This window comes from Brevundimonas sp. LjRoot202 (assembly GCF_964253355.1).
Lineage (GTDB): Bacteria > Pseudomonadota > Alphaproteobacteria > Caulobacterales > Caulobacteraceae > Brevundimonas.
Genome location: NZ_CAXUQW020000004.1, coordinates 21,492 through 41,128, shown reverse-complemented (window position 1 = coordinate 41,128; position 19,637 = coordinate 21,492). Strand labels below are relative to the sequence as shown.

Annotated in this window: 21 protein-coding genes; 12 read left to right on the top strand and 9 right to left on the bottom strand. The window is 71.1% G+C overall.

Annotated elements, in window-relative coordinates:
• Positions 1-35 precede the first annotated feature (35 nt).
• Positions 36-1,784 carry a gamma-glutamyltransferase family protein gene (locus ACSQ1L_RS09625; protein ID WP_435994355.1) on the top strand — a complete coding sequence of 583 codons (1,749 nt, stop codon included), beginning with the start codon at positions 36-38 and terminating at the stop codon, positions 1,782-1,784.
• Between the two features lie 3 nt (positions 1,785-1,787).
• On the opposite strand, the gene ACSQ1L_RS09620 is transcribed toward ACSQ1L_RS09625, so the two are convergent.
• Positions 1,788-2,657, bottom strand: a complete 870-nt coding sequence (locus tag ACSQ1L_RS09620; protein ID WP_435994354.1) for a lipid A-modifier LpxR family protein — start codon at positions 2,655-2,657, stop codon at positions 1,788-1,790.
• Between the two features lie 111 nt (positions 2,658-2,768).
• Positions 2,769-3,800 carry a 2'-deoxycytidine 5'-triphosphate deaminase gene (locus ACSQ1L_RS09615; RefSeq protein WP_435994352.1) on the bottom strand — a complete coding sequence of 344 codons (1,032 nt, stop codon included), beginning with the start codon at positions 3,798-3,800 and terminating at the stop codon, positions 2,769-2,771.
• A 118-nt stretch (positions 3,801-3,918) separates the two neighbouring features.
• Between ACSQ1L_RS09615 and apaG the strand changes: the two genes are divergently transcribed.
• Both apaG and ACSQ1L_RS09605 read left to right on the top strand, forming a co-directional pair.
• Entirely contained in the window at positions 3,919-4,326 is a 408-nt protein-coding gene (gene apaG / locus ACSQ1L_RS09610) for a Co2+/Mg2+ efflux protein ApaG (RefSeq protein WP_435994350.1), read from the top strand.
• Positions 4,323-5,339 (top strand): cupin-like domain-containing protein, encoded by a 1,017-nt coding sequence (locus tag ACSQ1L_RS09605; RefSeq protein WP_435994348.1) that lies wholly within the window; start codon positions 4,323-4,325, stop codon positions 5,337-5,339. Before apaG ends, ACSQ1L_RS09605 begins: the two co-directional genes overlap by 4 nt.
• Positions 5,340-5,542: 203 nt before the next feature.
• Here ACSQ1L_RS09605 and gcrA read toward each other — a convergent pair whose 3' ends face one another.
• Positions 5,543-6,058 (bottom strand): cell cycle sigma 70 cofactor GcrA, encoded by a 516-nt coding sequence (gene gcrA / locus ACSQ1L_RS09600; protein ID WP_435994346.1) that lies wholly within the window; start codon positions 6,056-6,058, stop codon positions 5,543-5,545.
• A 270-nt stretch (positions 6,059-6,328) separates the two neighbouring features.
• Between gcrA and ACSQ1L_RS09595 the strand changes: the two genes are divergently transcribed.
• The gene (locus tag ACSQ1L_RS09595; RefSeq protein WP_435994344.1) at positions 6,329-7,150 is read left to right on the top strand and encodes an ABC transporter permease; all 822 of its coding nucleotides are present in this window, start codon (positions 6,329-6,331) and stop codon (positions 7,148-7,150) included.
• 28 nt (positions 7,151-7,178) lie between these two features.
• Complete coding sequence (locus ACSQ1L_RS09590) at positions 7,179-7,706, top strand: YcxB family protein (RefSeq protein WP_435994342.1); 528 nt, start codon at positions 7,179-7,181, stop codon at positions 7,704-7,706.
• Between the two features lie 13 nt (positions 7,707-7,719).
• On the opposite strand, the gene ACSQ1L_RS09585 is transcribed toward ACSQ1L_RS09590, so the two are convergent.
• Entirely contained in the window at positions 7,720-7,929 is a 210-nt protein-coding gene (locus tag ACSQ1L_RS09585) for a hypothetical protein (protein ID WP_435994340.1), read from the bottom strand.
• A 277-nt stretch (positions 7,930-8,206) separates the two neighbouring features.
• On the opposite strand from ACSQ1L_RS09585, the gene ACSQ1L_RS09580 reads away from it, so the two are divergent.
• Together ACSQ1L_RS09580 and argF are read left to right on the top strand one after the other, a co-directional pair.
• Positions 8,207-9,403: an aspartate aminotransferase family protein gene (locus ACSQ1L_RS09580; protein ID WP_435994338.1), complete on the top strand. Its 1,197-nt coding sequence runs from the start codon at positions 8,207-8,209 to the stop codon at positions 9,401-9,403.
• Positions 9,404-9,420: 17 nt separating this feature from the next.
• Entirely contained in the window at positions 9,421-10,335 is a 915-nt protein-coding gene (gene argF / locus ACSQ1L_RS09575; protein WP_435994336.1) for an ornithine carbamoyltransferase, read from the top strand.
• A gap of 15 nt (positions 10,336-10,350) precedes the next feature.
• On the opposite strand, the gene ACSQ1L_RS09570 is transcribed toward argF, so the two are convergent.
• Together ACSQ1L_RS09570 and ACSQ1L_RS09565 are read right to left on the bottom strand one after the other, a co-directional pair.
• On the bottom strand, positions 10,351-10,854 hold the full coding sequence (locus ACSQ1L_RS09570; protein WP_435994334.1) for a pyridoxamine 5'-phosphate oxidase family protein: 504 nt from the start codon (positions 10,852-10,854) through the stop codon (positions 10,351-10,353).
• 60 nt (positions 10,855-10,914) lie between these two features.
• Entirely contained in the window at positions 10,915-11,121 is a 207-nt protein-coding gene (locus tag ACSQ1L_RS09565) for a hypothetical protein (RefSeq protein WP_435994333.1), read from the bottom strand.
• Between the two features lie 265 nt (positions 11,122-11,386).
• Here ACSQ1L_RS09565 and ACSQ1L_RS09560 point away from each other — a divergent pair, with 265 nt between their 5' ends.
• The 4 genes from ACSQ1L_RS09560 (at position 11,387) to ACSQ1L_RS09545 (ending at position 16,246) form a co-directional block, all read left to right on the top strand.
• Positions 11,387-14,128, top strand: a complete 2,742-nt coding sequence (locus tag ACSQ1L_RS09560; protein WP_435994331.1) for an SEL1-like repeat protein — start codon at positions 11,387-11,389, stop codon at positions 14,126-14,128.
• Between the two features lie 116 nt (positions 14,129-14,244).
• Entirely contained in the window at positions 14,245-15,168 is a 924-nt protein-coding gene (locus ACSQ1L_RS09555) for a sulfite exporter TauE/SafE family protein (RefSeq protein WP_435994329.1), read from the top strand.
• Positions 15,165-15,974 carry a TIGR02186 family protein gene (locus ACSQ1L_RS09550; RefSeq protein ID WP_435994328.1) on the top strand — a complete coding sequence of 270 codons (810 nt, stop codon included), beginning with the start codon at positions 15,165-15,167 and terminating at the stop codon, positions 15,972-15,974. The genes ACSQ1L_RS09555 and ACSQ1L_RS09550 overlap by 4 nt, the downstream gene beginning before the upstream one ends.
• Positions 15,975-16,042: 68 nt before the next feature.
• Complete coding sequence (locus tag ACSQ1L_RS09545) at positions 16,043-16,246, top strand: hypothetical protein (protein WP_435994326.1); 204 nt, start codon at positions 16,043-16,045, stop codon at positions 16,244-16,246.
• Positions 16,247-16,249: 3 nt separating this feature from the next.
• Here ACSQ1L_RS09545 and hisC read toward each other — a convergent pair whose 3' ends face one another.
• From hisC to ACSQ1L_RS09530, 3 genes are read right to left on the bottom strand one after another with little or no spacing between them, the layout of a single operon-like run.
• Complete coding sequence (hisC, locus tag ACSQ1L_RS09540; protein WP_435994324.1) at positions 16,250-17,347, bottom strand: histidinol-phosphate transaminase; 1,098 nt, start codon at positions 17,345-17,347, stop codon at positions 16,250-16,252.
• Positions 17,348-17,363: 16 nt separating this feature from the next.
• Positions 17,364-18,047: a hypothetical protein gene (locus tag ACSQ1L_RS09535; protein ID WP_435994322.1), complete on the bottom strand. Its 684-nt coding sequence runs from the start codon at positions 18,045-18,047 to the stop codon at positions 17,364-17,366.
• The gene (locus ACSQ1L_RS09530; protein WP_435994320.1) at positions 18,047-19,078 is read right to left on the bottom strand and encodes a DUF2125 domain-containing protein; all 1,032 of its coding nucleotides are present in this window, start codon (positions 19,076-19,078) and stop codon (positions 18,047-18,049) included. Before ACSQ1L_RS09530 ends, ACSQ1L_RS09535 begins: the two co-directional genes overlap by 1 nt.
• Positions 19,079-19,200: 122 nt before the next feature.
• Between ACSQ1L_RS09530 and ACSQ1L_RS09525 the strand changes: the two genes are divergently transcribed.
• Entirely contained in the window at positions 19,201-19,635 is a 435-nt protein-coding gene (locus ACSQ1L_RS09525; RefSeq protein WP_435994318.1) for a VOC family protein, read from the top strand.
• Positions 19,636-19,637: the final 2 nt, after the last annotated feature.

Sequence of the window (19,637 nt, the reverse complement as noted above, 5' to 3'; positions counted from 1 at the left end):
TTGGAGCTTCGCCAATCCGCCGCCGAGAGACGCCAATGACCTTCGCCGCCCCGCCGTTACGATCGTGGATCGCCGTGAGCCTGTCGCTGGTGCTGGTGCTGGGCGGCTGCGCGGCGCCGGTGGTCGGGGACCGGACGGCGCCCGTCGCGGCCGCCGCGGCGCCGCCGGCGCGCGGCCCGTTCGTGGCGGCGGCCAATCCGCTGGCGGTCGAGGCAGGGCTGGCGGTGCTGCGCCGCGGCGGCTCGGCGGTCGACGCGGCGGTGGCGGTGCAGGCGGTCCTGGGTCTGGTCGAGCCGCAGTCGTCGGGCCTCGGCGGCGGGGCCTTCATGATGCTCTACGACGCCGCGTCCGGAGAGGTGACCAGCTATGACGGCCGCGAGACCGCGCCGGCGGCGGCGACGTCCGGGCTGTTCTACGAGAACGGGCGCCCGCTGGCGTTCGGGGACGCGGTGCTGAGCGGCCGCTCGACCGGCGCGCCGGGGGCGGTGGCGCTGCTGGCCATGGCCCAGGCGGAACACGGGCGACTGGCGTGGCGGGACCTGTTGGGCGACGCCGAGCGGCTGGCCCGCGACGGCTTCGTGGTCAGCCCCCGTCTCGCCGGCATGATCGCCGGCCAGAGCGGGCAGGCGCGGACGCGCTGGGCCGAGCGCTATTTCACCAAGCCGGACGGGACCCGCTACGCCGCCGGCGACGTGCTGCGCAATCCCGCATACGCCGAGACCCTGGCCGAGATCGCGGCGGGCGGGGCGGACGCCTTCTACCATGGCCGGATCGCGCGCGAGATCGTCGACACCGTGGCCGAAGGCCCGCGCCCCGGCGCCCTGACCGGGGCCGATCTGGCCGCCTATGAACCGCTTGAGCGTGGGGCCCTGTGCCGGCCCTACCGGATCTATGTCGTCTGCGTGCCGCCGCCGCCGTCCAGCGGGGTGGCCGTCCTGCAGCTGCTGGCCATGGCCGAGCTCACACCCGACATCGTCGAGGGGCCCGACAGCGCCGACGCCTGGGTCGCCTTCGCCCAACTGCAGCGGCTGATGTACGCCGACCGCGACCGCTACGTCGGCGATCCGGCCTTCGTGGGCGTGCCGGTGCAGGGCCTGCTCGACCCCAACTATGTCGCCGCCCGGGCGGCCCAGGCGCCGACCCTGGTCGGGGCGGCCGAGCCGGGCTTCCCGCCGGGCGGCGTGTTCGCCGGCCCCGACGCGACGCGCGAGCCCGCCGGCACCTCCCACTTCGTCATCGTCGACGCGGCGGGCAATGCGGTCAGCATGACCACCACGGTCGAGAGCGTATTCGGCTCGGGCCGGATGGCGGCGGGCTTTTTCCTCAACAACCAGCTGACCGATTTCTCGTTCGAGCCGCTGAGGCCGGACGGCGCGCCGGCCGCCAACGCCGTCGCCCCGGGCAAGCGGCCGCGCTCGTCGATGTCGCCGGTGATCATCCTCGACCGCGACGGCCGCTTTATCGGCGCGCTCGGCTCGCCGGGCGGGACCTCGATCCTGGCCTACAACGCCAAGGCCCTGATCGCCGTTCTGGACTGGAGGATGTCGATGCAGGACGCCTTCGCCCTGCCCAATCTGGTCGCCCGGGGCGACGGCTTCGGCGCGGACACCGACCGCTTCTCGCCCGACCTGCAGGCGGCGCTGGCGGCGCGCGGCGTCCCGCTGCGGCCCAACGCCAGCGAGAACTCCGGCCTGCATGGCGCGATCTGGCGGCGCGGTCCGGACGGCTGGTCCTGGGACGGCGCGGCCGACGACCGCCGCGAGGGCGTGGCCAGAACGGAGTAGCGCCTACTCCGGCTTGATCGACAGTTGGAACGCGATCAGCCCCTCGGACACGTCGGTGTCGACGCCGTGGCCGGCGCGCAGCCCCTCGGCCTCGATCTCGCGATAGACCAGGCCGACCGAGCCGTGCACCGGTCCGCGCCGCAGGGCCACGCCCAGGGAGGCGTCGCCGAGGAAGGCGCCGGAGTCGTGGCTGACGCCCGAGCGGGCGAAGTCGCCGTCGCGGTTGCGGGCCCAGTTGTAGCCGACCGCGCGGCCTGAGCCGGCGGCGTAGAGATACCATCGCGCCCGCTCGCCGAAGGCGTCCTCGCCGTCGGGCACCAGCCGGTCGAGGTTGCGGCCGACCCTGAGCGTGGCGCCGGCCTCGGTCACCTGGCCCCGGCTGCCGACCCCGACCCCCAGGTGCGGCGTCAGGGTGACGTCGAGGCCGTTCTCGGTCTGGCCCAGGGTCTCGGTCCAGCCGCGGGTGTAGGTCAGGTCGTAGTGTTCGGCGTCGTAGGCGGCCGGGTCGAGCGGCCCGGGCGGCAGCGGCGAGCCGTCGGCGCGCCGCAGGCGGCCTTCGGTGCGCAGGCGCAGCCGGTCGCTGTAGGCCTCGCCTTCGTACCAGATGTCACGATTGGTGGCGGCCCAGGAGGAGGACACGGTCCGGGCCGGGTCGTAGCCCGTCCAGCCGTCGGCGCTCGCGAAGGCGCGCTCGCCGGCGTCGAACCGCGCGTCCCGGTCGAGGCGGGTCAGCAGGTCGGAGACCGTGACGGGGCGCTCGCGCTCGACCCGCCAGGGATCGGCGATCGTCTCCTGGGGCGCGACCATGGCGAAGGCCGGGGCCGAACAGGCCGCCGACGCCACCACTCCCGCACAGAACGCCGTAAGACGCATCAACGGTCCCCTCAGTCCGTTAACGTCCTCGACCCTGCACGATCATAGCGGGAACGCCAACTGACAATTTCATGACCGTCGAACGTCCACCGTATGGCGGAGTTCCCCTGGTCAGGACCAGGCGCGGAAATGCTTGGACAGCTTCAGGCCCTGGCTCTGGTAGTGGCTGCCGCCCTCGCCATAGAGGCGCGACGGCCGTTCGGTCAGCGGCTCATAGACCAGCCGGGCGACGATCTGGCCGTGCTCCAGCAGGAACGGCGTGTCGTGGGTGCGCACCTCCAGCACGCCCTTGGACCCGGCCCCGTGCGCCTCGTCGGTGCCGAAGCCCGGGTCGAAGAAGCCGGCGTAGTGGACCCGGAACTCGCCGACCGACGGGTCGATGGGGGTCATTTCGGCGGCCTGCATCACCGGAATCTCGACCGCCTCGCGCGACGCCAGGATGTAGAACTCGCCGGGGTCCAGCAGCAGTTCGCCGCGCCGCACGCCCAGCGGCTCCCAGAAGTCGCGCGGATCGTGGCCGTCGATGTGGTCTAGATCGACCACCCCGGCGTGGCGGCGCCCGCGGAAGCCGACGATGGTCCCGTCCGGGCCCTCGAGGTCGACGCCGACGCTGCGGGTCTCCAGCTTGGGCGGCTCGCCGGCCTTGAGCCGCAGCTGGTTCAGCCGCGTGCCGGGCCGCACCAGGATGGAGAAGGTCTGCGGCGCGATCTCCAGATAGAGCGGCCCGTCATAGCCTTCGTCGACGTCGTCGAAACTGGCTCCCCGGTCCGTGAGCAGCCGCACGAAGACGTCCACCCGTCCGGTCGAGCTCTTCGGATTGGCCCGCGCGATCAGCCCCTTGGGCAGGGCCAGCCGCTCCTGCAGCCGGGCGATGTAGACGCAGCCCTTCTCCATTACGTAGCCGGCCGACAGGTCGATGGTGTGCATGGCCACGTCGGCGATGCGGTCCTCGACCTTGCGCTGTCCCGGCAGGAAGGAGGCCCGAACCCGCCACGCCTGGTCCGACAGGCGCAGATCGAGGCTGGCGGGCTGCACCTGGTCCGCATCGAACGGCGTGACCGACGCGATCGCGCCGCCTGCGATCAGCGCCTCGAGGGACTGCGACGGCAGGATGCCGGGGAGGGAGGTCGAAAAGCTCTGCATGGCTTCCGATTACACGATTCCGCGCCCTGTCTCCCCCAAAGTGTCTCCGCCGGAGTCGCCGGCTCGCCTCACGGTCGCCAACGCTTGACCTGCGGGCCGCTTGGGCGACGATGGGCGGATGCACGATACGCCCGCCTATGAAGCCGAGACCGAAGGCGTCCTTGTCCGCGTCCGCCCCAGCTATCTGGCCGGCCAGTCCGATCCCGACGGCGGCCGGTGGGTCTGGGCCTACCAGGTCGAGATCGTCAACCTGACCGCCGTGCCGCTGCAGCTGATGGCGCGGCGCTGGGTCATCACCGACGGCCAGGGTCGGGTCGAGGAGGTGCGCGGCGCGGGGGTGGTCGGCGAGCAGCCGGTGATCAAGCCGGGCGACAGCTATTCCTACGCCTCGGGCTGCCCGCTCGGCACCCCGACGGGCTCGATGGTCGGCGGCTACTATATGACGGACGCGTCCGGCCATTCGTTCGAAGCGGCCATCCCGGCCTTCAGCCTCGACGTGCCGGGCGAGCGGCGGGTGCTCAATTGACGGCTGGTCCCCGGCCGATCCGGGAGTGGCGGGACATCACCCCGGCGGTCTTCCAGGAGATCCGGCAGCGCGCCGAGCCGGCGGTGCTCAAGGGCGTGGTGGATGACTGGCCGATCGTGCGGGCCGCCCGGGCAGGGCAGGCCGGCCAATACCTCCGCGCGCTGGCCGTGTCCGCGCCGGTCCCCTTCATGCGCGCGCCGCCGGAGGTTGAGGGCCGGCTGCACTATGAGACCGCCGCCGCCGGGCGTAATTTCGAACAGCGAGAAGCGCCGCTGGCTGTCTTTCTCGACCAGCTGGAAGCCGAGAGAGACAAGGCGCGTCCCGCCTCGCTGGCCTTGCAAGGCATGCCGGCCCCCGAGCGGCTGCCCGGGTTCGCCGAGGCCAACCGGCTGACCTTGCTGCCCCCGGCGATCGTGCCCCGGCTGTGGATCGGCAACGCCGCCAAGGTGGCCATCCACCACGATCCGACGGAGAACGTGGCCTGCGTCGCCGTCGGCCGGCGCCGCTTCACCCTGTTCCCGCCCGAGGCCGTGGGCGACCTCTACATGGGACCGTTCCATCAGACGCCGGCGGGGGTGCAGGTCAGCCTGGTTCACCTGACGGCCCCCGACCTGGAGCGCTATCCGCGCTTCTCGAAGGCGCTGGACGCCGCCGTGACGGCCGATCTGGGCCCGGGCGACGCGGTCTACATTCCTTACCAGTGGTACCACCACGTCGAGTCGCTCGAGCCGTTCAACGTGCTGGTCAACTACTGGTGGGACGCCGCGCCTGCCGAGGCCGGCTCGCCGTGGGACGCGATGATGCACGCGATGATGAGCTTGCGGCTGCTGCCGCCGGATCAGCGCCGGGCCTGGCGGGCGATGTTCGATCACTATGTCTTCCAGACAGACGGCGATCCGGCCACCCACCTGCCCGAAGAGGCGCGCGGCATCCTCGGCGCGCCCACCGCCCAGAGCCTGGCGCAGATGCGCAGGGCCGTGCTGGAGCGGCTGAAGGCCGGGCAGGTTCGATAGGTGTGGGATGGACCGGGCCGGGTGAGGGGCTGCGTCAACCCGGATAACCGCAGCCCCGCCCCAGACTCTCGCCGCGCGGAGGCGGCGGGAGGCGGACGGCGGCTCCCGTAGGAGCCATTCGTGACAGCCGTGAGGCCGGAAAACGTCAACGGTCGCTCGCGCTCAAGCAGCGAGCGACCGCGTCGCGAGCGCTGGCGCCCTTCCTAGATGTACCGGCGCAGGCTGCGGGCCAGTTCCGTCGCCCCGTCCTTGCCGCCCTTGCGGACCGCCGGCTGGTAGGCGACGCGGGCGTGTTCGACGCAATAGACGCCTTCCGAGGCGCGGCGGCCGCAGAAGCTGAACTCGGTCGAGGACGGGTCGCCGATCGGCCATTTGCACATGTGGGCGCCCAGGGTCATGACCGTGGCGGTGCCGGGCAGGTCAGGCATCGGGGCCGGAACCTGGGCCGCCGGACGCGGCTGCACCGCCTCGATGCGGCGCGGCGCGGACGGCGCCTGGGTCGGCGGGGCGGCCGGGCGCGGACGCGACGGGCGGAAGGTGGCTCGCGCCGGCTGCGACGGCGCGGCCCGGCCCGACAGGCCCAGCCGGTGGACCTTGCCGATGACGGCGTTGCGGGTGACGCCGCCGCCCAGCTGTTTGGCGATCTGGCTCGCCGACTGGCCTTCCAGCCAGAGCTTCTTCAGCGCGCCGACACGGTCTTCAGTCCAGCCTGCGGTCATAACCACCCTCCGGGTCACGGATTCAATATATGGGGTCGAGCCGTCTCTCCCGGGCTCTCGACCTACCACTAATCGTAAACCAGACCCTAACAGACGCAATATGTGCGAATCAGTCCGTCCACAGAAACCAGATGTAGGGATGGTTAACGAAAGCGAGGCTGCAGGCCGCCGCAATGGGCCGCCGGGCGCACGTCGATCCGCCGCTCATCCGACTACTGTCTGGCTCGCTCCCCCTTGCGTCCCGGCGACCGCCACCGCATCTGGCCCTCCATGACCGATCTCGCCTCGACCCGCCCCCCGGGCCTTCCGCAGCCGCGCCGCTACGACGGCGTCAACTGGGTGGGGGTGAAGACCCTGTACCTGCGCGAGGTGCGTCGCTTCTGGAAGGTCGGGGCGCAGACGGTCGCGGCGCCGGTGGTCACGACCCTGCTCTACATGCTGGTCTTCGTGGTGGCCCTGCAGGGCGCGCGGCCGCCGCTGCACGGCACCCCCTTCGCCGAATTCGTCGCGCCGGGCCTGATCATGATGGCGGTGCTCAACAACGCCTTCGCCAACGCCTCGTCCAGCCTGATCCAGGCCAAGATCATGGGCACCTCGACCGACTTCCTGACGCCGCCGCTCAGCCCGCTCGAACTGACCATAGGCTTCGCGCTGGGCGCGGCGACGCGGGGCGTCGTGGTCGGTCTGGTCACCGCCGTCTGCGTCATGCCCTTCGCGCGCCTCGGCGTGGCCAACCTCGCCGCCGTCGTCTGGTTCAGCCTGACCGCCTCGCTGCTGATGGGCATGCTCGGCGTCTTCGCCGGCCTGTGGGCCGAGAAATTCGATCAGCTGGCGGCGGTGCAGAACTTCCTGATCATGCCGATGACCTTCCTGTCCGGCACCTTCTACCTCGTCGACAGCCTGCCCGAGCCGTTCGCGACGATCAGCCATTTCAACCCGATCTTCTACATGATCGACGGCTTCCGTTACGGCTTCATCGGCCAAGCCGAAGGCAATATCTGGATCGGCGTGGCGATGAGCGCGCTCCTCACCCTGGCCATGGCGTACGCCTGCTGGCTGGTGTTCCGCTCGGGCTGGCGATTGAAGAGCTGAGCCGGTAACCCTCCCTGTCGGAGGGCCCATGATCGAGATTGCAGACGTCTGTCCCACACCGCGAGAGGCTCGCCCCCTGACGCGGGGCTGGGGCTCCGCACACTGGGTCTGCATCTTCCCGACCTATGCTTTTCTGATCGGTTTTGTGACCTTCGGCATTCTGGCGGTGAGCCTGGCCGGAGACAGCCTTCCGTCTGGACTGTTTGGCGGCCTTCTGTTCGGCAGCTGGCTGGTGTGGACACTGGGACTGCACTGGCAGCGGCGTAGCTATGCGGCGGAAGCCCGAAAGGCTCCGGTCGGCGGCCTGGCGTGGCGGTGGCGCATCGATCGGGCTGGCTTGCGGTTCGACAACGGTCTCCAGTCGAATTGCGTCGACTGGCGAGCCGTCAAAATGGTGCGTGACGAGAAAGACCGGTTCTTGTTTCTCGTGTCGCCCGCCTACAATCCCGTCCTGCCGAAGCGGCTGCTGGACGAGCAACAGCTGTCTGACCTTCGCGACCTGATCTCCGAGGTTCGCGCCGGCGGCAGGCTCGGCGCCGGCCTTGACGGCGCGTGACCGACGAGCGCCATCACGCGTTATGGCGCCCGCGATCGTCCGGGTTCACCGCTCCGCCGGGGCCGGTGTTGTTCTCGACGTCGCCCTCCACGGTGCTGGCGCCCTCGATCTCGTCGAGCCCCTCGCGCCGGTTCAGGCCCGGCGACTGGCCGATTCCCGGGTTGCGCTTGAGGTCGTCCGGCCCCTTGACCGGTTGATGCTGCGGGTCGGGATGATTGGACATGGCAGGCTCCTTCCTGGCCCGGTCAACCGGCCGTCCCGCCCCGGGTTCCGGCGCGCCCGCCCAAGGTGACCGCGTTTCAAGGTGCGTCGGGCGTCCGGCCACGCCAGCCATGGCGGCACGTCTTCAAGGGGGTCCAGGCTGTTCCGTTCGCTCGCCGCCGCCGCGGCGGCGGCGGTGTTGACTAACCCCGTCCCCCGTCCGACAAGGCCTGACCCTTTTTCAAGCGGTCCCGACGCTCTCCGGCGCCGGGGCCGTCTCGCTTTTGGAGGCCTTCGCCGTGTCCACTGACCATCTGATGGGTGTCTACAACCGCGCGCCGCTGGAGGTGGATCGCGGGCAGGGCGCGCGTCTGTGGGGCAAGGACGGCACGGAATACCTCGACTGCGTCATGGGCATCTCGACCAACGCCCTCGGCCACGCCAATCCGATCCTGGTCCAGGCCGTCAAGGACCAGGCCGAGAAGCTCTGGCACGTCTCCAACATCTTCAAGATCCCGGGCCAGGAAGCCCTCGCCGACGCCCTGTGCGAGAAGAGTTTCGCCGACGTGGTCTTCTTCACCAACTCGGGCACCGAGGCGGTCGAGTGCGCCCTGAAGACGGCGCGCAAATACCACTCCGCCAACGGCCAGCCCGAGCGGATCGACATCTACGGCTTCGACGGCTCGTTCCACGGCCGCACCTACGGGGCCATCAACGCCGCGGCCAACCCCAGCTACACCAACGGGTTCGGCCCGCCGATGGCCGGCTTCCACCAGCTGGTCTGGGGCGACAGGGAAGCCCTGACGGCGGCTTTCCAGAACCCCAACACCGCCGCCATCATCCTCGAACCGGTGCAGGGCGAGGGCGGCTGCCGCGCCACGCCCGACGAGGACCTGCGCTGGATGCGCCAGATGGCCGACGACAACGGCGTGCTGATCATCTTCGACGAGGTCCAGTGCGGCATGGGTCGGACCGGCAAGCTTTGGGCCCACGAATGGGCCGGCATGACGCCCGACATCATGGCCATCGCCAAGGCGCTCGGCGGCGGCTTCCCCGTCGGCGCCTGCCTCGCCACCACGAAGGCTGCGAGCGGCATGACCGTCGGCGTGCACGGTTCGACCTTCGGCGGCAACCCGCTGGCCATGGCGGTCGGCGGCGCGGCCTTCGCCGAGATCTCGAAGCCGGAGACCCTGGCCAACGTCAACGAGATCGCCGGTTATCTGAAGCAGCAGCTTCACGGCCTGGCCCAACGCTTCCCGGACGTTATCGTGGACGTGCGGGGCAAGGGCCTGCTGATCGGCATCAAGCTGGTCCCCAACAACCGTGAATTCATGGGCTGGGCCCGCGACGAGGCCCGGCTGCTGGTCGCCGGCGGAGGCGACAACTGCGTCCGCATCCTGCCGGCCCTGAACCTCACGCTGGACGAGGCGCGCGAGGCGGTGGAACGCTTCGAACGCACCTGCGAGTTCGCGCGCGGCAAGCTGGCCGCGGCCTGATTTCTCCGGAGGGGCCGATGGTCCGCCATTTCCTCGACATCCATCGTCTCGAAGCCGCCGAGCTTCGCGCCATCCTCGACGACGCCCATGCCCGCAAGCGGGCCCGCAAGGGCTGGCCGAAGGGCCGCGCCGACGCCGACGCGCCGGCGAAGGACCGCGTCCTGGCCATGGTGTTCGAGAAGAACTCGACCCGCACCCGCTTCAGCTTCGACGCCGCCATCCGCCAGCTCGGCGGGGCCTCGATCATCGCCAACGCCGGCGACATGCAGCTGGGCCGCGGCGAACCGGTCGAGGACACCGCCCGCGTGTTGTCGCGCATGGTCGATGCGGTGATGATCCGCGCCAACGACCACGAGGACGTCGAGCGCTTCGCCCGCGTCTCGACCGTGCCTGTGATCAACGGCCTGACCGACCGTTCGCACCCGTGCCAGATCCTCGCCGACCTGATGACCATCGAGGAGCATCGCGGCCCGGTCGCCGGCAAGACCATCGCCTGGGTCGGCGACGGCAACAACGTCTGCCACAGCTTCATGCACGCGGCGCCCAAGCTGGGCTTCCATCTCAAGGTCGCCTGTCCGGCCGACTACCATCCCGACCTGCATGACCTGGCGCGGGGCGGCGACCACGTCACCCTGACCGGCGATCCGCACGAGGCGGTGCGCGGCGCCGACGTGGTCGTCACCGACACCTGGGTGTCGATGGGCGATCAGGACTACGAGGCCCGGCTCGAGGCCTTCGACGGCTACGGCGTCGACGACGCCCTGATGGAGGCGGCCGCCTCCGACGCGGTCTTCCTGCACTGCCTGCCGGCCCACCGCGGCGAGGAGGTCACCGACGCCGTCATCGACGGCCCGCAGTCGCTGGTCTGGGACGAGGCCGAAAACCGCATCCACGCCCAGAAGGCCGTGCTGGCCTGGTGTTTCGCGGGCTGACGAGCGGACCGGGGTTCAGCCGAGGCGAACGTCCGTGACGGCGCCCTCGTCCGGCAAGGTCTTCGTCAACCGGGCCTTGGCGATCTCATAAAAGAACCGCACCGGTCCCTGTTTCGACACCCAGATCCGCCCGTCGTCGGCGTCGAAGCGCAACAGCGTCAGATGCGGGTCGTCCTTGCCCTCGGGGTACCAGGCCGCGACCACAGGATTCCAGTAGCGGTCGATCTTCTCCCGGTCATGCGAGACCGACAGCGTCCCGTGGATGCTCGCCCAGACTTCCTGGTCCTTCGATCCGTAAGTGAACAGCGCTGACTGGTCCGGCAGGGCGGCGTCCCTGGCCAGATCGGTGTCGTCGCGGGTGAAGAACCAGATCGCTCCGCTGTCCTCGTCGCGAAAGGCGGTCATCGGCTGGCTGTGGTAGCCCGGCTGGTCCAGGCCGAGCATGCCCGTGTTGGAGCTTCCGAGGTGGTCCCAGAACTCTTCTTCGGCCTCGGCGGCGGTCAGAACCTTGTCGGCCATGTCTCGTCTCCTGATCTTTCGGGGTGGATCAGGAATGGCCCTTGGCCCCGGCGGGTTCCCCTATCGCGGCGGCGGCAGCATGCCGAGCAGCGCCGCGAGGTGGACGATCAACACGAAGGCGATCACGCACGACAGCGCCATGATCAGCCGCCACGGGACCATGCGCACCCCGAGATGCGGCTGGGACGGCTGCGCTCCCCGCCAGCCGGCGAAGACCGCAAGGGCGAGGGCGGCGGCGATCAGGACGAGGGTCAGGGGCAGGCTCATCGGCGCCAAGTGGCCCGCCCGGAGCCTGCGCGCAAGCGGGGACGCTTCCAGGCGCCAAATTCCCCCGCCCGGCGGCTGACGGAGCGAAGTTCTTTCCGAGGCGTTAATGTTTGCGAACCGTTAACGGATCGAAAGCGAGACTCCCCAGCAGTGCAGGGGCTTTCCCACAGGAAGATGGGGCAAACCCTACATCTTGGGGTTAACCGCACGTTTACACCCCTGATCTGGATGGGTAGCGTCGAGTCAAAGGTCGGGAGGCGAATCAGTGAGCGCAGCCGCGCCGTGGAGCGTAAAGGGCATCGAGCCCAAGGCGCGTGAGATCGCCAAGGACCTCGCCCGCCGCTCCGGCATGACGCTGGGCGAGTGGCTGAACACCATGATCATGGAGGACGGCGGCGAGGATGAGGGCGTGGTGCCCCTGCCGCGCCGGCCGCACGCGGCCGACAGCTACGAGCGTCGGTCCCGCAGTCGCCGCGTCGACGACGCCTATGGCGCGGGCGAGGATCCCTGGCAGCGGCTGAGCGCCTCCATCGACACCATCGCGGCCCGGCTGGAGGCGGCCGAGCGCCGCTCGACCGTGGCCATCCAGGGCGTGGACCAGGCGGTGTCGGGTCTCGTCCGTCGCCTGGAGAGCCAGGATGAGGCGGGCCGGGCCTACGGGCGCCGTATCGACGACATCGCCGAGGACCTGCGCGAGGGCCATCGCCGCCTGCGCAAGTTCGAGCAGGAGGTCGCGCCCAAGACCAACGAGACCCTCGGCAAGGTCGAGGCCACGCTGGGGACGCTGGCGGGGCGGCTCTACGACATCGAGGAGCGCCAGCGCGGCAGCGTCAACGAACTGCGCCAGCGCATGGACGCGGTCGAGAAGGTCGCCGGTCCGGGCGCGGGCGCCGACCTGCTGGCCCAGGTCGGCCAGCGGCTGGACCAGGCCCAGAACCGCACCACCGAGGCCCTGCGCGGCCTTGAACGGTCGTTCGCCGGGCTCGATCAGCGGCTGCGCGCCGCCGAGGGCCGCGTCGAACCGGAGGGCGTTCGCGAGGCCGCCCGCTTCGAAAAGCTGGCCGAGACCCTGAGCCGCCAGGTCGAGGCCAACCGGGCCGAGATGATGCGCCGGATGGACACGGCCGAAAACGAAGGCCGGATGGACCGCATCGAGCGCGCCCTCCTGTCCATCGGCGACCAGGTCAAGGCCTCCGAAGAGCGTTCGGCCAAGGCGGTCGAGGCCATGGGCCGCGAGGTCCTGCGCATCGCCCAGAACCTCAACGGCCGTCTCGGCAAGATCGAGGCCGACGCTCCGCTCCGCCTCGAGCAGCTGGGCGAAACCCTGACCCGCAAGGTCGAGGCCGACATGGGCCGCTTCGCCCAGGGGCTGGAACAGCGGCTGGTCGCCGCCGACGATCGTCACGCTCTCGCCCTTGAGAAGCTGGGCGGGGAGATCACCCGCATCTCCGACCGTCTGAGCGAGCGGATCGCCCTGTCCGAGCGTCGTTCTCAACAGGCGCTGGAAGACATCGCCCGCCGGCTGGCCGACAGCTCGACCCGGATCGAGCAGCGTTACGACCGCGCCTCCGGCGAACTGGCTGAACGCATGCGGCTGTCGGAGGAGCGCACCGCCGCGCTGATCGCCGAGACCCGGGAGACCATCGGCCGCCGGGCCGCGCCCGCCGCTCCTGCCGAGGCGGCCGAGCCCGACTGGCGCGCCGCAGCCTTCCCGGAGGCGCCGTTCGCCGACGGGTTTGACGATCCGGTCTTCGCCGAGCAGCAGGCCTGGTCCGCCGACCTGGCTCCGCCCGAGGCCGAACCGCCCGTCCGTGCAGAGGTCCTGACCGCCGATACCGTCTTCGACGCCGTGATGCGCGGTCCCGACGCCGCGCCGTCGGCGCCCTTCGGCAGCCGCGCGCCGGAGCCGTCCCCGGCCGACGAGGTCGGACCGGCGCCGCAGGCCCCGACCCCCACGCCTTCGACCGCGCCCGCGGCCGCGCAGGTTCCGTTCGGCCAGGGCTTCGGCGGCGCCGACGTGTCCGATGCGCTGGCGGCGACGGCCCCGCCGACCTTCGACGCCGGCCAGGAAGACTTCGCGGGCGAGACCGACTTCGTCGACCCGCGGGCGCTGCGCGCCGCGGCGGCCCAGGGCCGCGCCTCGTCCACCCGCCAGACCATCGACGCCGCCCGGGCGGCCATGGCGACTCCGGAAGAGCCGTCGGGCCGCTCCGGCTTCGGTCTCAAGCGCGGCGGCAAGTCCAGGCTGCAGGAACGGCTGGACAAGCAGGCGGCCAAGGGCAACGACACGATCCGCAAGGCCCTCGGCGCGTCCGCCGTGGCCGTGCTGCTGACCGCGGGCGGCGCGGTGGCGTTCGGAGAACTCACCGGCGCCGGTCTGAACTTCGCGGTTCCGGGCGGCCCCGACGACGAGGTCCAGCCGATCGCGGCCTTGGCGGCGACTCCCGCCGATGCGACGCCGCGCGATCCCGAACGGGGCGCTGAACTGTATGGGCAGGCGGTCGAACGGCTCAACGCCGACGACGCGACGGGCGTCGAGGTGCTGAAACAGGCGGCCGGCCTCGGCCATGCGCCGGCGCAGCTGCATCTGGCCGGCCTCTACCAGGAGGGCGGGATGGGCCTGCCGGCCGACCCCCGGGAGGCGCGGGCCTGGGCAAAGCGCGCGGCCGATGGCGGCGACGCGCGCGGCATGCACGCCTACGGCATGTATCTGTTCGACGGCGTCGGCGGCGCCCAGGATCCGGTCGGGGCCCTGAACTGGCTGCGCAAGGCGGCGGAGAGCGGCCTGATCGACAGCCAGTTCAACGTCGCCAAACTGTATGAGACCGGGGACGACGGCATCGAGCCGAACCTGGCCGAAGCCTACAGATGGTACCTGATCGCGGCCCGCGCCGGCGACGCCGACGCCCAGGCGGCGGTGGAGCGCCTGCGCGGGGACCTTCCCGCCTCGACGCAGAGCTCGGCGCGGGCGGCGGCGGACGCCTTCCAGACCGAGCCGCTCGCCTGACGCGCGGTTCCAGCCTTTCTGGCGCATACGGTGGCGGTCGCCACGGCTTGCGTCTAGGACACTCTCACCGTCGCCTTTCCGGCGCCTAGCCTCAGTTCCAGCCGAAGGCGCGTCCTTTGGATATCTATCTGCCGATCGCCGAGGTTTCGGTGAACTGGCCGCTCCTGGTCCTGCTGGGGGCGGTGGTCGGCTTCGTGTCCGGATTGTTCGGCATCGGCGGCGGCTTCCTGATGGCCCCGATCCTGATCTTCCTCGGCATCCCGCCGGCGGTGGCCGTGGCCAGCCAGGCCAGCCACGTCGTGGCCTCGTCGACCTCCGGCGTGATCGCCTACACCCGTCAGAAAGCCGTCGACTGGCGCATCGGCGGCGTCATGGCCGGCGGCGGCGTGCTCGGGGCGCTGCTGGGCGTCGAGCTGTTCCGCTACCTGCGCCTGCTGGGCCAGGCCGACCTCGCCGTGGCCCTGTCCTACCTGCTGTTCCTCGGCGCCATCGGCACGCTGATGCTCTACGAGAGCCTCGGCCAGATACTGCGCCGGGTGAGGGGCGAGGTCGTGCCGCACAAGGAGCGCCGTCGGCCGCTGTGGCTCTACGGCCTGCCGCTGCGGATGCGGTTCCCCCGGTCGGGCCTCTACATCAGCGCCATCCCGCCGTTCGCCCTCGGCGCGTTCGCGGGCGTGCTGTCAGCGATCATGGGCGTCGGCGGCGGCTTCTTCCTCGTGCCCGCCATGCTCTATGTGCTGCGGATGAAGGCCAGCGTGGTGGTCGGCACCAGCCTGTTCCAGATCATCATCACCACCGCCATGACCACCATCCTGCAGGCGGGTCGGAACCAGACCGTCGACATCGTCCTGTCGATGCTCCTTCTGCTCGGCGGTGTGGTCGGGGCCCAGTACGGGGCCCGGTGGTCCGGGCGGTTCCGGGCCGAGGAGCTGCGCGCTGTCCTGGGGCTGATCGTCCTGCTCGTCGGCATCCAGATGGGGCTGGAACTGTTCGTGCGTCCGTCCGACCTGTTCGCCTTCGCGCCGGGGGTGGCGGAGTGATCGCCGCCCTGCCGCCTCCGCCTCCGGCCGTCGTGGCGCCCGCGCCCGAACGGTCGGCCGCCACCACCGGACAGGTGCGGGTCGCGGCGGCGATGACCGACGCGCGGGTCATGGTCGACTCCAGTTTCCGCGGCGCCTCGATCGTGCTGTACGGGGCGGTCTTCAACCCGACGGACGTTCCCACCGACGTCGTGGTGGTGGTGCGCGGGCCGGACAGTCCGGTCCGCCTCGTCAAGAAGACCCGCAACATGGGCATCTGGCTGAACAGCCGGCCCGTGCTGTTCGAGGGCGCCCCCGGCTTCTACATGACCGCCTCGACGCGGCCGCTGGGCGACATCGCCGATTTCGGCCAGTTGCGCCGGCTGGGCGTCGGCGTCGATCACCTGCGCATCAACGCGCCGGAGGAGAGCCGCACCGTCACCCGCTACGGCGTCCGCGACGTGGTCGTCAGCCGCCTCGGCGAGGACTATCTGGACTGGCGCCGCGCCGTCATCCGGCTGCGCGAGGCGGCGGCGCTCTACGACACCGATCCCGACGGCGTCGATTTCGTCGATCGGGGCCTGTTCCGCGCCGAGATCGAACTGCCCGCCGTCGCGCCCACAGGCCAGTATTTCGCCGAGGTCTGGCTGTTCCAGGAGGGCGAGCCCGTCTCCGTCTCCAACCTGACCCTGACGGTCGAGAAGGTCGGATTCGAGCGCGACATCTTCGAGTTCGCCCACAACCGTCCGTGGACCTACGGCCTGCTGAGCGTGTTGCTGGCGGCCCTCACCGGGTGGATCGCGAGCCGCGTCTTCCGCCGCGACTGAGTTAACCACCTTGCCCCGGAACCCGGCCGTCACGGTCAGGCTTATGTCCAGGCAAGGAGGGTTTTGTCATGCGCAAGCTGTTCAGCCTCGCAGTCCTCGCCGCCGCGATGGCGACGGCCACGGCGGCCCAGGCCCCCGACGGGCCGATCCAGCGAAACGACCTCTGCTATCTGGAGTGCCAGTACCGCTGCTACTACACCAATCCGGGCGGCGGTCCCGACTGGACGGCGTGCTACGTCGCCTGCGGCAAGGCCAACTGCCAGTCGGGCTGACGTTCAGGTCGCCGCGAATTCGCTGAGGGCGTCCAGCACGGCGCGATTCTGGTCCTCGGTGCCGATGGTGATGCGCAGGCAGTCGGGCAGGCCGTAGCCGCCGACCGGCCGGACAATGACGCCCTTCGAATTCAGGTAGTCGTTGGCCGCGGCTGCGGTGCGTTTCTCGTCGGTGAAGCGGACCAGCACGAAATTGCCGGCGCTGGGCAGGACCTCGAAGCCGAAGCCTCGGATGGCCTGGGTCATGCGCGGCCGCCAGGTGTGGATCAGGTCGCGCGAGGCCTGCTGGTGGGCCTCGTCGCCGAGCGCGGCGACGGCGGCCTCGATGCCCGGCACCGAGACGTTGAACGGCAGGCGGATGCGGTCGACCGCCTCGGCCACCTTCACCGGCGCATAGCCGAAGCCGATGCGCAGGCCGCCGAGCCCGTGGATCTTCGAGAAGGTTCGCGTCACCACGATGTTCTGGCTGTCGCGGGCGAGGCCGAAGCTCGTCTCCCAGTCCGGCTCGGTGACGTATTCGGCATAGGCCTCGTCGATGACCAGCAGGATGTCCGGGCGCAGGCCCTCGTGCAGGCGGCGGATTTCCTCGGCGGTGTTGTAGCTGCCGGTCGGGTTCGACGGGCTCGACACGTAGACGATGCGGGTGCGCTCATCGACCTCGGCCAGCAGCGCCTCGGGCGTCGCCTTGAACTGCGGCTCCGGCGCCAGCTTGACCTCGGCCTGGTTGGCCTTCGCCGAGATGCGGTAGGCGAGGAAGCCGTACTGGCCGGTGACGATGTTGTCCCCCGGCGTCAGGTAGCACTGGTTCAGGAGAGCGAAGACCTCGTCCGAGCCGTTGCCGAAGATCAGCCGTTCGGGCTCCAGCCCGTGATGTCCGGCCACGGCGTCGCGCAGCTTGCTGGCCCGGCCGTCGGGATAGATGTGGATGTTGCGGACCGCCGCCTCATAGGCCTCGCGCGCCTTCGAACCGGCCCCCAGCATGTTCTCGTTGGACGACAGCTTCATCGGCTCGGCCACGCCCTCGATGCGCGACTTGCCGCCGACGTAGGGGGCGATGTCGAGGATGCCGGGCTTGGGCGCGGGCGCGGTTGCGTCGGTCATGCGATATCCTCGAGAGTCAGAAAACGGGCGCGGCGCCGATGACGCCTTGCAACGAGCCGGGCGCGTCGTTCAGCCGCCCGTCCTGCGCCTGCACATAGCCCGCCAGGGCGAACAGCTTCAAGCCGCCCGCCTCGATCAGCGGACTCGCCGCCAGTCCGGCGGCGCCGAGGGCGGAGACGATCCGGTCCGCCGCCAGCGGACTGTCGGTGACCCAGAAGGTGCGGTCGTCCCCGGTCGGGCCGGACGGCGCCCGCTGGATCATCAGGGCCCGCGGCGGACCGGCGCCATGGTCGGGCAGGGCGGCGACGACCCTCAGCTCCGGCTCGGCCAGCAGCCGGCCCCACCAGGCCGAGGCGGCGGTCAGGTCCATCAGCGCCCGCGCCCCTTCGCGGGCGGCGGCCAGCGCGGCCTCCGGCCTGGCCGCGACCCTGGCCCCCAGCCCATGGCGGTCGGCGGCCAGCACCTGGCTGGCCGGGCCCCAGACGATCAGCGGCGCGCCCTGGGCGGCGTCGATGCGGCCCAGCACCGAGCGGACGGCCGCCGCTTCCGGCGGCGACAGGCCCTTCAGCGCCTCGCGCAGGGCGATGGCGTCGGCGTCGGGCGAGGCCCGGCCGCCGCTCGCCATCCGCGCCCGCACGGCTTCAGCCACCGCGCGGTCCTGCGCCAACCGCGCGGGGTCTTCGGGGGGCTCGACCAGCATCAGAACAGCTTGGGCGCCGGGGCCAGGGCGAACGGCCCCAGCCAGGTGCGCCCATCGCGGAACCGGAGCGTCAGGTCCATCGGCCGGTCCCCCTGCACGCCCGCCGCCGCGGCCGCGCCAGCGGCGGCGGCGCGGTTGACCGCGCCGGAGCGGGAGCCGGCCAAGCCGGCCATGACCTCCCCGGGCCGTTCGGCGGTCAGGGCCAGCTCTCCCTCCAGCCGGCCGTCCTCGCGCGCCGACAGGGCCTCGCTGGCGATCCGGGCGCTGCTCTCGCCGGCCTGCAGACGTCCCTTCACCGCCGTGAAGCGGCCGCCGCCCGCGGTCCAGTTGGCGAACACCCCGGCGCTGTCGACGCCGCGCAGCCGGCTGGCCTGTTCGATGGTCGCCTCGATTTCGGCGCTCAGCCGGCCCGACCGGGCCGCGCCCTCGACGGGACCACCCGGGCGGCCGCGCGCCTCGATCAGGCGGAACAGCACGTCCAGCTCGTCGGTCGCCGCCACGCCGTCGGTCAGATGCGGCCGCATCTCGAACTGGACGTGCTCGGCCGAGGCGATCGGGAACGGCTCGGCCCCCTCCCGCGCCGTGAAGGTCGGCCGGATCAGTTCGGCGCGCAGGTCGGGGAAGCGGTCGCGCAGGCGGTTGATGCTCATCCGCGCGCCGCCGCCGATGTCGACCTGCCCCTTGCCGGCCCGGGTCAGGGTCAGGCCGTCCGGCGCGATGACCACCCAGTGGCCCGGATTCCAGGCGTTCGCCTCGGCCACCAGCTCGGGCGCCGAAACCCCGTGCCCTGACGGCGCGACGATCTCCGCCGACGGAAAGGCGACCCGCGCCCGGAACGGCCAGCCGCCGACCGACACGGGCTGGTGAGAAATCCGCCAGCCGTCCTCGCGCAGCACCTCTTCGTGCGCCGCCAGCCGGGTCTCGACCTGGTCCGTCAGGTAGAACCACCAGCCGGTCCAGATCGCCAGCAGCACGCCCACGATCGTGAAGGGGACCACGAGGCCGCGGCGGGAATGGCGGGGAGAGGTCATCACGGCTCCGGAGGAAGGGCTCGGGGCTGTGAAGCTCCGAAGCCCGGCCGCGTCAAGCGCGGGTCCGGTCGGAACGCCTTCGTGGCCGGTCCGTTCGACTCCGCCGGACCGGGAGAACGCCCATGGAAGCCCAACGTCTGCATCGCGGCCGCCTGATCGACCACCTCCAACTGGTGGTGAAGGACCTCGCCGCCACCCGCCGCTTCTACGAGGCCGTGCTCGGGGCCCTCGAGGTCCCGATCGGCGGGGAGGCCGACAGCTACTTCTGGTCCGACGAGCTTTTCATCTCGTCCGTCGACAGCGAAGCCGCCCTCGGCCGTCCCACCGGCCGCTGCCACCTGGCCTTCCAGGCCAGGGACCGGGCCATGGTCGAGGCCGTCCACGCGGCGGGGCTGGCGGCGGGCGGGACCGACAACGGCGCCCCCGGCGAGCGGCCCTACCACCCCGGCTACTACGCCGCCTTCCTGCTCGACCCCGAGGGCAACAACATCGAGGCCGTCTTCCACGGACCGGCGAACCGTTCGGCCGACAGCGTCGAGATCACCTTCGAGGCCTGAGC

Coding starts and splice junctions, on each gene's coding strand:
- ACSQ1L_RS09625 (WP_435994355.1), top strand. CDS start 36: ATGACCTTCGCCGCCCCGCCGTTACGATCGTGGATCGCCGTGAGCCTG.
- ACSQ1L_RS09620 (WP_435994354.1), bottom strand. CDS start 2,657: ATGCGTCTTACGGCGTTCTGTGCGGGAGTGGTGGCGTCGGCGGCCTGT.
- ACSQ1L_RS09615 (WP_435994352.1), bottom strand. CDS start 3,800: ATGCAGAGCTTTTCGACCTCCCTCCCCGGCATCCTGCCGTCGCAGTCC.
- apaG (WP_435994350.1), top strand. CDS start 3,919: ATGCACGATACGCCCGCCTATGAAGCCGAGACCGAAGGCGTCCTTGTC.
- gcrA (WP_435994346.1), bottom strand. CDS start 6,058: ATGACCGCAGGCTGGACTGAAGACCGTGTCGGCGCGCTGAAGAAGCTC.
- ACSQ1L_RS09595 (WP_435994344.1), top strand. CDS start 6,329: ATGACCGATCTCGCCTCGACCCGCCCCCCGGGCCTTCCGCAGCCGCGC.
- ACSQ1L_RS09590 (WP_435994342.1), top strand. CDS start 7,179: ATGATCGAGATTGCAGACGTCTGTCCCACACCGCGAGAGGCTCGCCCC.
- ACSQ1L_RS09585 (WP_435994340.1), bottom strand. CDS start 7,929: ATGTCCAATCATCCCGACCCGCAGCATCAACCGGTCAAGGGGCCGGAC.
- argF (WP_435994336.1), top strand. CDS start 9,421: ATGGTCCGCCATTTCCTCGACATCCATCGTCTCGAAGCCGCCGAGCTT.
- ACSQ1L_RS09570 (WP_435994334.1), bottom strand. CDS start 10,854: ATGGCCGACAAGGTTCTGACCGCCGCCGAGGCCGAAGAAGAGTTCTGG.
- ACSQ1L_RS09565 (WP_435994333.1), bottom strand. CDS start 11,121: ATGAGCCTGCCCCTGACCCTCGTCCTGATCGCCGCCGCCCTCGCCCTT.
- ACSQ1L_RS09545 (WP_435994326.1), top strand. CDS start 16,043: ATGCGCAAGCTGTTCAGCCTCGCAGTCCTCGCCGCCGCGATGGCGACG.
- hisC (WP_435994324.1), bottom strand. CDS start 17,347: ATGACCGACGCAACCGCGCCCGCGCCCAAGCCCGGCATCCTCGACATC.
- ACSQ1L_RS09535 (WP_435994322.1), bottom strand. CDS start 18,047: ATGCTGGTCGAGCCCCCCGAAGACCCCGCGCGGTTGGCGCAGGACCGC.
- ACSQ1L_RS09530 (WP_435994320.1), bottom strand. CDS start 19,078: ATGACCTCTCCCCGCCATTCCCGCCGCGGCCTCGTGGTCCCCTTCACG.
- ACSQ1L_RS09525 (WP_435994318.1), top strand. CDS start 19,201: ATGGAAGCCCAACGTCTGCATCGCGGCCGCCTGATCGACCACCTCCAA.